Source organism: Okeania sp. SIO2F4 (assembly GCF_010672385.1).
Taxonomy (GTDB): domain Bacteria; phylum Cyanobacteriota; class Cyanobacteriia; order Cyanobacteriales; family Microcoleaceae; genus Trichodesmium.
Genome location: NZ_JAAHGT010000265.1, coordinates 1 through 10842 on the forward strand (window position 1 = coordinate 1; position 10842 = coordinate 10842).

Consider the following 10842-nt stretch of genomic DNA (forward strand, 5'->3'; position numbering starts at 1 on the left):
GCTCTTCTAACGCACTACACCTCATTCATTCTCAATAAGAGTTTGATTTTAGTTGAAGTATTCTTCAGTTCCCGAACGCAAATTCGTCTCTATATATAGCTTTCAACTAGCTTGTCACCCCGTGAGCCAATCGACACAAGAGAAGAAAAAAATTTCCTTTTCATCAATACTCTTATTTTTAAGAAGAGGTAATTATTAATTGGTAAGCATTCAGCTATTAGCGGCCAGCAGTCATATCTCAGCTTTTTAATGAATGAAGCAAGCAAACGACATAGTTCTACATCTCACATTCTTACTTTAAAAAAGGTAATGAAGCTGATAGCTGAACAGTGAATGCTTAACATTAGTAAAAATGAGATTTGGAGACTAAAATCCTACATTTTTTTTCACAAATCATTTACTATTGCTAAAGCTGATAGCTGATAGCTGATGGCTGAATGCTTACATTAATTGTTAATTGTTGAACATCACCTTTATCTACATCAGTTTGCAACTTGATGAGGTAGAAATCTTTAGAGTTTTAGACAACAGATAAAAAAGGCAATAAGCCATAGAAATGAGGATTAAGCTGTAGCAAATTAATCTGCAATTTGCTGTATCCTAGAAATGAGTCAATTGGTAATATATTCCACCCAATTCTTGCTGGCATTGTCAAAACTCATATTCTATCCAACTTCTTAATTCATAAAAATCACCTCAAACAAATAGTCTGTCATGGAATTAAGCAGACAAAAGTCAAGCTAACATCAGGCAAACATAAATCGAAAAAAATTATCAAATTGTCTTGAGTCAATTAAAAAGTAAGCATTCAGCTAGCTCGCGGTCAGCTATCAGCTTTTGAATAGACATCTCCAGAAAAGAGGGAGTAGGGGTAGGGAGTAGAGGGAAAGAATTGATAATTGCTGTGAGATAATTAATGGGATTTTTTCTGATTGGAGATATCTAATGAATCAAGCAAGCATTCATTTAATTTCTACTACATTCTCAACCAGAGATTCGTACTCTGAAGCTTTGATCAAATTACTTTTTTCTCCTTTCAAGGTAATCAAGCTGATAGCTGTTAGCGAAGCTCCTCTGAAAGAGGCTAGCTGACTGCTGAATGCTTACATTAAAAATGGAATTGTTTAATAACTTTATACTACCAAGAGTTAGCAATTATGGTATATTCTAGACTAGAAAAAAAGTTTGCTCTTTTCCTTTAGTATCTGGCGAAATGAATCACTATTTTACAAGAAACTATACCCCCCAGTTACAAAACCTAATGCAAAACGCAAATATTTCCAGCTATAGGGAATTAAGTCAAAAAGCTAGAGTTTCTGAACTACAGCTTATGCGGTTGCAACGTGGCCTAGCATCACAAATGCGAGTAGATGTTTTACTCAAAATTAGTCAAGCATTAGGAATAACTTTAACAGAACTATTAACTAATTTTGTACCTGAATTTATCAAAAAATTACCAGAAATTTCCACCTCAACAGTAGAACAAGAATATAACAATCTCCAGAAAGAATTAGAGCAACAAAAACAATTGTTAATGCAAGAGTTTCAGCATTCTAGTTTACAAATTTTAGAATCTTGGCTACAGCAATGGCCTACTGTTGTAGAGAAAGCAAAACAAAACCCTCGTCTAGGGGCAGTAAAAATATTGCCTTTGTTACGTCCAGTAGAAAAACTGATGGAACAGTGGAATGTCGAATCTATCGCTAATGTTGGAGCAGAAGTTCCTTTTGACCCCCAGTTGCATCAACTGATGGAGGGGTCTGCGCAGAAAGGAGAAATGGTAAAAGTTCGTTATACTGGCTACAAGCAAGGGGATAAACTGCTATTCCGTGCCAAAGTTAGTCGCAAAACTTAAATCAAAGAGCAGAGAAGCTTAATGTAATAATTGCCTTTGACTTGTCTGTTCTTTAAACTTAGGAATTGATTTGGACATACTTGGACTTAATCTCAGTAATAAGCTATACTAGCCTAGGTTTCCTAATGCTGAGAATTATAGCTGCTAGAAAATATGACCACTGTTGTTAAATATATTCAACCCTCTGGTATTTTAGACGGTACTAAAGCTACTTCATTTCGCCAAGAAATTAGTGAACAAGTTGATGCTGGAGCTGATATTGTATTGATAGATTTTAAAGAAGTAACTTTTATGGACAGCTCTGGTTTAGGTGCTTTAGTTTTAGCACTTAAAACTGTTCGTGCTGCTGGCTCTCAGTTAGTTGTATGTTCTATTAATGAGCAAATTAGAATTCTGTTTGAACTAACAAGTATGGACAGAGTTTTTGACATATTTCCTAGCCGAGAAGAGTTTGAAAAAAATCTTATTGAATCTAATACCAATCTTCAGCCTCAAAGCCAATCATAAAAGTTGTAAATAAGTATCTTAGATTTTAGAAAGTATGTAAGTAGTAGATTCAATCTTCCTGTATAAATCCCTTAATAATTAAAACAAAATCTAAAATATTTATGGGTAAAAAGGGGTGCATCCATGAAAAAGCGTACATCTAAAAAAAAATTGAGTAGGAATAAATTTTTGATTTGAGATGAGATTAACTATCTATATCTAAATTGATGTCTGGAAAAAAAAATCCAATCAAAACGTTGTAATGAAGCTTCTACTTATCTGAATTCTAAGATACTTTAGCTTGAATAATTTCTATGTTTGATTTGTAAGTGCCATGAAGATTAAAACCATCTAAGTTAAGTAATCATTTTGAGGCAAGTCAACTCAAGAGTTAAACCTAGCCTAATCAGATTAAAGTGTTTAGCATTTAACTTGGGATATAGTATAAATCAAATTTCGGAATTAGTTAGGATGAAGATACCAACTCCAAATTACCATGGTCTCAAGTTTCATTAATTAGCCATAAAAAAATGTATTTCTCTTGAGATAGAAAATATCCTAAATTTGCCTTTGTTCCTTATTCCCTGTTTCCTAAAATCTTTATTTGTAAGTATTTAAAGAGAAATGATATTAGCTAGAGGAAAATAAAAATTACCCATAGCTCTTAAAACCTACATGTAGCACTACAATTTGTAGTATAAAAAAAACAGGAGACAGGAGACAGGAGACAGGAGACAGGAGACAGGAGACAGGAGACAATTATAGTGGTCAATAGGAGTAAGTAATTGAGTATTTATACTTAATATTTTCCTGAGAATCTGACTGCACAGAAAGGTCAAATGTAGGAGCTATATAGTATAAATACCTACCAAGTTACGGATTTTTCTACTACTTGTAATGTTACAAATTGAAGTACGGAATGTGAGTTAAATAAAATAGAATAAAAATGAGAATCATAGTCAAATAACTCTCATATTACTTAACTCAAATTGTTCTGAAAATGAGTTTTTTTGTAGAATAGAAGCAAAAATCAAGACTTAGTAGTAGTTAATTTAGTCTGAATCAGCTGCCAGATATATCCTGCTCAACAATAATTCTGGAAACAAGCATTAAACTTAGGAATGATAGTTTGATTACTTATAGAATTAGAATTTAGACAGAGTGATGCTTAATCTATTTAAACGTTCCTTTTTTAATTGTATATTTTATTTAATCTCAATCCTTAAATAACTTGATGAGACATAAACAGCCTAACCAAAAACAACTTTTAGTAAAGAAAAATCATCACTAAAGACATTACTACCATTCAACTCTCTCACATAGTCCAATATCTTATCTAGATGACAAAAACCATGTTGATTGTATTCTAAAATTAGATTAATAAAGTTATCTATACCCCAAATATCACCTCCAGGTTGAGGTATTTCATAAACACCATCACTAAATATATAAAGAGAGCTAGACTTTTCAACCAAACAAGAATCATCTGTATAAGTAGCCTCTGGAAACATACCAATGGGCATTCCAGGAGTTTTCAATTTATTGGCCTGAGCGAGCTGACCATCACCCGAAATTAAAATAGCTGGGGGATGACCAGCACTTGAATAAACCAGTTGACCTTGAGAGCGATTATACACACCATACCAAATGGTAAAATATTTGTCATTTTGATAGGTCATCTGGTAAGTATTATTGAGGGCTTTAAGTACATCACTAGGTTGATGGTAATTGATGTTAGGTATGGCCTTTGACCTCAACAAATTCAAAACCGAAACAGAAGGAAGTGCAGCTCGTAAACCATGACCTGCAACATCCAATAAATATACAGCTAAGTAATTTTCATCCAACCAATAATAATCAAAGCAGTCTCCCCCTAACTTGCGAGAAGGAATAAACTGGGATTCAACTGTTACTGGTTTTGTTAAAGACTCTGGTAGGAGAGAACACACATAGTCAGCAGCTTCAGCTAATTCTGCTTCTAGTAGTTGCTTTTGAGTCTGCAAATCTTGAGAAAGCTGATGTAGTCGCAGTCCAGCTCTGACCCTAGCCTCCAGTTCATTCATTTCTATGGGTTTAGAAATAAAGTCATCAGCACCAGCATCAAGACCTTGGACTCGATCTTGAACCGTTCCTAAAGAAGTTAGTAAAATGAAGAAAGTTGTGGACAAATCAGAACTAGCTTTAACCCTACGACATACTTCTATTCCAGTGAGTCGTGGCATGATCCAGTCACAGATAATCAAAGCAGGTTGCACGAGTTTGGCCACCTCAAAACCTTCTTCACCATTACTTGCTACTGTTACCTCATAACCCTGATTCCGCAGAACTCTTTTGAGCAATTCCTGAATGGCAGTATCATCATCAATAACCAAAACTTTATATATCATGGACTTAGTTAAACAATTCACCGTTTCGGCCAAAGCCGACATAAAAGTGAGTAGACCATTAGGAGTTTTTGACTACTCCCCAGACTAAAGTCACGGGGATTAATTATTGTAGGGTTTTGGTGACCGAACTCCTACTAAACAAAGGGATAAATCCATGTTGGGACAGCTCTTATGAACTGACCAAAGAAATATTATCTGGGGACAAGTCAAAATGCCCATACGCAGTCGGCTTAAGTCTCAACCTAGCTTTGCTGCTTACTTTGCTGATTATATTGCCCCATTACAGTCTGCATTTAGATACCTATTATTACCTGATTCTATAGAAACCAAGCTTTTAGGTAATGTTAATTATTTACATGGATTTTATACGGATACTCCATAATATAACTTAAAATATACCTGAAATATTATCCAATTATTTAAGAAGCGAAGTGTGACTAACGTGAAAGGTTCCGAGCAATTACCAAAGTTTCGCAAAGCTTATTTGCAAGTTCATTCAGACCTAGGAGAAAATGACAAAGTTTTGTCATGGTTTGAGCAATTGCATCAAGCACCAATTCCAAAAACAGTTTGGTTACAGTGTGAGTTGGCTTTGGCTGAAGGTTTTACTAATGCAACTCGCCATGCTCATAAATATTTGCCCAGAGAAACACCTATAGATATTGAAGTTACAATGTATACTGACTACCTGGAAATTAGAATTTGGGATTGTGGTCAGCCTTTTGAGTTGACAGAATGGTTAAAAGTACAACCAGATGCAGATATGTTTGCTCCTGGTGGACGGGGTATAAAACTAATGTATGCAATAGCAGACCATATTAGTTATACCCGTACATCTGATCATCGTAACTGTTTGTTAATTACCAAAAATTATTGGTTATATCCTCAAGTTCAAAATGGTAATTCAGATTTTGAGAAAATCTGAATTTTGTCAGTGTGAAGCTATCATATTACATCTCAAAGTTTGGCTTTTGAAATTTTTATACTTGTAATCAACAGATACTCTAAAATCATATTATGTAATTACTTAAGAAGCGAAGTGTGACTAAAGTCAAAGATTCTAATAAATTACCAAAGTTTCATCAAGCCGATTTACAAGTTTGTTCAGACCTCGGAGAAAACGATAAAGTTTGATCATGGTTTGAGCAGTTGCACCAAGCACCAATTCCAAAAAAAGTTTGGTTACAGTGTGAGCTAGCTTTAGCTGAAGCTTTTACTAATGCAACTCGCCATGCCCATAAATATTTATCTACAGAAACACCTATAGACATTGAAGTTAAAATATATGCTGACAAAATGGAAATCAGCATTTGGGATTATGGTCAGCCTTTTGACTTGCTAGAATGGCTAAAAGACCAACCCAATCAAACAGATATCTTTGTTGGTGGTGGACGGGGTATAAAATTAATGTATGCCATAGCAGACGATATTAGTTATACCCGTACATCTGATAATCGTAACTGTTTGTTAATTGTCAAACAATATTGGCCATATTCGCCAGAAGAGAATGATTCTTCTGATGATGACTCCTAAATCTGGAATTTATCAGGATGAAGCTATGATATTGGTGCTAGGGGATTGAGCCAAAGTAGAATTTCACGTTTAAGTTGATTTAAGTCCCGATAAACTTCTTGTTTCAGCCATTGACCAATGGCATCTACAGGGGTATATACTTGTCCTACAGACCAACTTAAGTCTTGACCCAAAGGTGTCAAGTGGTTTCCTTTTAATCTATGAACTGTTACCATACTGGGAAAACGTAGTCGTAATATATCGCTCAAACGAAGAGTTTGATCTATATTATCATCATTAAATTTAATCAATAAATTGCGCCGAATTCGATAACGTTTTTGAATTAAGCTGTTTGTGATTTTTGGGGACGGAGTAAACTCTACTTTCACTACAGAAGATATTTGTTCGACCAGGGGGATGGCATCACGAGCTGCAAAATTATTGAAAGATATGAGAATATTGCCAGCCCTTTTTACGGAAAATAAACTACCTATAAGTAAATGTAACTTACATCCCATACTATGGCCAATTCCATATATAGGTAAAGATTTTTTCCTGAGTATTCTACTAGCATATAAATGATTAAGACAATTCTCAAAACTGCTGAGAACATTTTTAGCCATTGCTAAATGATCTAAAGTATTGACAAAAGGAGTAGCTATTACTGCATAGCCTTGATTGGCTAGAATCTCCAATAACCAGCGATAAGTGACATGGGGTGCAGTTGCGACAAATGCTCCACCCAAAAAATGTATGACTGCTTTGGGCTGAGAAGGTATTAATACCCAATTACCAGAATTTTCTTGCCATTCCATAATTGAAAACTATAAAAGAATTTAGGAGTCAAGAACTCAGTACTCAGAATTTTTCCTGAAGTTTTAAGTTGCCAAAAACTTAGCCAAACCTAGGGTTATCCAGCTCCTAGCTGTCTAATGTTTTTTATTCCCTGACTCCTGTTTCAACTTTTAATAAAATTGCAATAGTCATTAATTGACATTTTTCCGACCCCAAGCATTCGCGATAGACCGGAATTCCTAAACCTCACGATTCAGGTTTTCTGCTTCTACTGATTTTTGCCTAGATTAATACTAAGTATTAATCCCTGCTAGACCATCTCCACAGACATTTTTGTTTTAAGTCCACCAAGTGCCCCGAGGCAGACAGAATTTAAAAAAAATCCTTAATAAAATTTTAAGTCAAATTTGTAGAGTTTGACACATTAAATTACTTGATTGACCTGCTAGGTGTCTATGATATCAACAGTAAGAAAAGAATGTTACGAATAAATAAGTCTGATTAAAAGACTTTACAGGAGACGTCCCTACTAAAAAAATGGTATTTAAGCTATTCCCATACGACTCCTGTAGGGACGAATGGCCATTCGCCCCTCCTCTACTGGACTATCCATTACCGAACTCTTAAGGTATAAAGCCTCTCCATTCATGGAGAAAAAAGCGGTCGAGGGATGCCGAGGTCTCCTCGGCATATCCAATCGACCAAGACAGCGGTCGTTTGCGGAGCATGACCTAGGATGGGATGGCGAGGTCTCCTCGCTTGCCGACCATCGACCAAGAGAGCGGTTGTTTGCGGAGCATGACCTAGGATGGGATGGGGAGGTCTCCGTTCCCTCCGGGACGCTACGCGTTTTGCTCCGCAACATGTAAAGTGAAGCTTTGCGAAGCGCAAACGCTGGACCCCAATCAACCAAGAGAAGAAAAAAAATCCTTGAATGTCAATCCTATCCGTTATAAGAAGAGGTAATTATTAATTAATAATTATTAATTGTTGAACTCTATCTTTTTGTGCTTGTCTACCTTTCGTCCTAACTTTTTGGTCACTCAAGCTGAAAAATTTGCACTTTTTTCGCTCCAAAAATGCTAAAACTCATATATATCAGTGCTTTTAGATTATATTGGCCAGCCATGCTTGACGAATCCCACACTTTGCGCTAGGCACAACCCATTGTTGATTTATTAATATTTATTAACATAAATTCATATACATTTATTTAGTTATACCGATTAGTTGCATAGATTGTGCTCTAATCTATATAGAAAGAGTAGTTTGTGGTGCTTGCGCCAAGCCACTATGTAACCGCTATCCTGATAAGTTACCGCTAGCATGGTCAAGTAATTAAAACTTCTGTTTAGTCGATAACCAAGACGATGTAACTGTTTAAAAAGTGTCTACAGGTTTTCTTGTAGACTTTGGGAGATACCCCCTCAGCAGACGATCTTGCTGTGCATTGTTAACATTTGTTAGCAAAATAGTATCGGAAGTAAGAATAATCACAGTTAATTCCAGTAGTTGTTAAATGCCTCAGATTCGATTTCCTAAGACTAAAACCCAAATACTAATATTTAGTTGTGTAGCTTTTTCCATATCACTATTTGGCTGTACCCCCAACTCTCCAAAATCTCTACCTTTAGCAGAATTAAAACGGAGCAAAGAAGGTATGGTAGTTTCAGCTCATCCTCTAGCTAGTGAAGCAGGAAAGTTAATGCTAGAGGGAGGGGGCAATGCAGTAGATGCAGCGGTTGCTACGGCTTTTGCAATTTCAGTGGTAGAGCCATTTTCGGCGGGTATTGGAGGGGGAGGTTTTTTGTTATTGGGAACTCCTCCAGAAAATTCTGAGACTCAGCAGTATAAAATTCAGGCGCTAGATTTTCGGGAAAGAGCGCCTAAAGCAGCAACTCGAAATATGTACCTTAATGAACACGGAGAAGTAGAGAAAAGAGCAAGTTTAGATGGACATTTAGCAGTGGGGGTGCCGGGAACTGTGGCAGGATTGTATACTGTTCACAAATACTATGGCAAGTTACCCTGGTCAGAATTGGTACAACCAGCTATTCGTTATGCTCGTGATGGGTTTGAGGTGAGCGATCGCTTTGTTAATAGGTTAGAAAGACGGTTGGAGGTAATTAATAAAAATCCAGCAGCTAGGGATATATTTACTAAGAATGGCCAAGCATATCAACCGGGCGATCTGTTGATTCAAAGGGATAAAGCTCAAACTTTAGAAAGCATTGCTGAAAATCCTCAAAGCTTTTATACGGGTAAAATTGCTGAGGCGATCGCTACTGATATGGCTAAAGCGGGAGGTCTAATTACTTTAGAAGATTTGAAAGATTATACACCAATATGGCGTGAACCTATTTGTGGTAATTTTCGGGAAGCTAAAGTTTGTGCGATGCCGCCACCATCTTCTGGAGGGGTACATCTACTGCAAATGTTAAATATTGTGGGAGAGACCAATTTGCAACAGTGGGGTCGGGAAAATCCTGATACGATTCATTTACTGACTGAAGCAATGCGGGTTGCTTATACCGATCGGTCTAAGTATTTAGGAGACCCAGATTTTGTGGAGGTGCCAGTTAAGGAGTTGACTAGCTTAAGTTATGCTCGACGACGACGTGAGGAAATTAATCTTGAGCAAGTCAGACGTTCGAGTGAAGTAGAACCAGCATCACCAGAAGTTTTGAGGAGTCATATTTGGGAGTCTCCGGATACTACTCATTTGACTGTAGTGGATGCAGAGCGGAATGTTATTAGTATGACGTATACAATTAATGGTAGTTTTGGTGCTGGAGTGGTAGCTGCTGGTACAGGAATATTGTTAAATAATGAGATGGATGATTTTGCTGCTGCTCCTGGGGTGCCAAATTTGTATGGTTTGGTGGGGGGTGAGGCAAATGCTATAGCTCCGAGAAAAACTCCTTTGTCTAGTATGACTCCTACTATTGTTACAGAGAATGGTCGGTTAATTATGGCGACTGGTTCTCCTGGGGGAAGTACAATTATTACGACGGTTTTGCAGGTTGTCTTGAATGTGTTGGAGTATCAAATGAATGCTGCGGAAGCTGTATCTGCTCCACGTTTTCATCATCAATGGTTGCCAGATAAGTTGAGGTTGGAAACAGCGGGGTTTAGTGAGGAGACTGTGAATGAGTTGAAACAGCGCGGACATAATGTGGTAATGCGAGATGGTTGGGGTAATGCAAATGTAGTTGTGGTGGATGAGAGTGGGATGTTGGAAGCAGCAGCAGATCCTCGTGGGGAAGGGGAGGCAATGGGGAGTGGGGAATAGGGAGTGTGGGAGGTGTGGGAAGTGTGGGGAGTGTGGGATATATGAAAAAAAATATATAGAACCCATTTGATATCTTTGAGGTTAATTTTCTTTTCTATATCGTTTGCGATACAGTTGCCGCTAGGCTCCGCCTTTCAGATCGCGAAGCGGAACGGAGTTCTATCGCTTAAAAACAATACTTTCTTGGTTGAATAAAAAATCATGTACATAGCCGAATAACTTCCACTACTTTTTACAAAATCATACTTTTTGTGAGGATGCAACCGAAAATCCTTTGGCGTGGCGATTTTTTTTTCATTAGCTCTCAGAAAATGAAAATAATGGATGATGGAATTTTTTTTCTTCTATTGCTCTATACGCAATAGTCATTTCATTTGCTGAAGCTCCCGGAGATGGATGATGGAATTTTTTTTCTTCTATTGCTCTATACGCAATAGTCATTTCATTTGCTGAAGCTCCCGGAGATGGATGATGGAATTTTTTTTCTTCTATTGCGTATAGAGCAATAGAAGAAA

Annotated in this window: 9 protein-coding genes; 6 read left to right on the plus strand and 3 right to left on the minus strand. The window is 36.9% G+C overall.

All coding sequences use genetic code 11. The features are described from left to right. Nucleotides 1–1261 precede the first annotated feature (1261 nt). Nucleotides 1262–1855 (plus strand): nucleotide exchange factor GrpE, encoded by a 594-nt coding sequence (gene grpE / locus F6K22_RS17685; protein WP_293100441.1) that lies wholly within the window; start codon nt 1262–1264, stop codon nt 1853–1855. A gap of 153 nt (nt 1856–2008) precedes the next feature. Next, nucleotides 2009–2362, plus strand: coding sequence for an STAS domain-containing protein (locus F6K22_RS17690; RefSeq protein ID WP_293100444.1), 354 nt, complete (start codon nt 2009–2011; stop codon nt 2360–2362). Between the two features lie 1229 nt (nt 2363–3591). Here the strand turns inward: F6K22_RS17690 and F6K22_RS17695 are convergent. Beyond that, nucleotides 3592–4725: a PP2C family protein-serine/threonine phosphatase gene (locus tag F6K22_RS17695; protein WP_293100460.1), complete on the minus strand. Its 1134-nt coding sequence runs from the start codon at nt 4723–4725 to the stop codon at nt 3592–3594. Nucleotides 4726–4939: 214 nt separating this feature from the next. Here F6K22_RS17695 and F6K22_RS17700 point away from each other — a divergent pair, with 214 nt between their 5' ends. The 3 genes from F6K22_RS17700 to F6K22_RS17710 all read left to right on the plus strand — a co-directional run bounded on the left by F6K22_RS17700 (nt 4940) and on the right by F6K22_RS17710 (nt 6261). Further along, the gene (locus F6K22_RS17700; protein WP_293100447.1) at nt 4940–5110 is read left to right on the plus strand and encodes a hypothetical protein; all 171 of its coding nucleotides are present in this window, start codon (nt 4940–4942) and stop codon (nt 5108–5110) included. 51 nt (nt 5111–5161) lie between these two features. Continuing rightward, complete coding sequence (locus F6K22_RS17705) at nt 5162–5653, plus strand: ATP-binding protein (protein WP_293100449.1); 492 nt, start codon at nt 5162–5164, stop codon at nt 5651–5653. A gap of 224 nt (nt 5654–5877) precedes the next feature. Further along, nucleotides 5878–6261, plus strand: coding sequence for an ATP-binding protein (locus tag F6K22_RS17710; protein WP_363273803.1), 384 nt, complete (start codon nt 5878–5880; stop codon nt 6259–6261). A gap of 23 nt (nt 6262–6284) precedes the next feature. Here the strand turns inward: F6K22_RS17710 and F6K22_RS17715 are convergent, their stop codons facing one another. Beyond that, the gene (locus tag F6K22_RS17715) at nt 6285–7055 is read right to left on the minus strand and encodes a DUF1350 family protein (RefSeq protein ID WP_293100452.1); all 771 of its coding nucleotides are present in this window, start codon (nt 7053–7055) and stop codon (nt 6285–6287) included. A 1499-nt stretch (nt 7056–8554) separates the two neighbouring features. Between F6K22_RS17715 and ggt the strand changes: the two genes are divergently transcribed. Continuing rightward, on the plus strand, nt 8555–10327 hold the full coding sequence (gene ggt, locus F6K22_RS17720; protein ID WP_293100455.1) for a gamma-glutamyltransferase: 1773 nt from the start codon (nt 8555–8557) through the stop codon (nt 10325–10327). A 297-nt stretch (nt 10328–10624) separates the two neighbouring features. Here ggt and F6K22_RS17725 read toward each other — a convergent pair. Beyond that, nucleotides 10625–10842 (minus strand): hypothetical protein (locus F6K22_RS17725; protein ID WP_293100457.1); only part of this gene is annotated, 218 nt, incomplete at its 5' end.

Coding starts and splice junctions, on each gene's coding strand:
- grpE (WP_293100441.1), top strand. CDS start 1,262: ATGCAAAACGCAAATATTTCCAGCTATAGGGAATTAAGTCAAAAAGCT.
- ggt (WP_293100455.1), top strand. CDS start 8,555: ATGCCTCAGATTCGATTTCCTAAGACTAAAACCCAAATACTAATATTT.
- F6K22_RS17700 (WP_293100447.1), top strand. CDS start 4,940: ATGCCCATACGCAGTCGGCTTAAGTCTCAACCTAGCTTTGCTGCTTAC.
- F6K22_RS17690 (WP_293100444.1), top strand. CDS start 2,009: ATGACCACTGTTGTTAAATATATTCAACCCTCTGGTATTTTAGACGGT.
- F6K22_RS17715 (WP_293100452.1), bottom strand. CDS start 7,055: ATGGAATGGCAAGAAAATTCTGGTAATTGGGTATTAATACCTTCTCAG.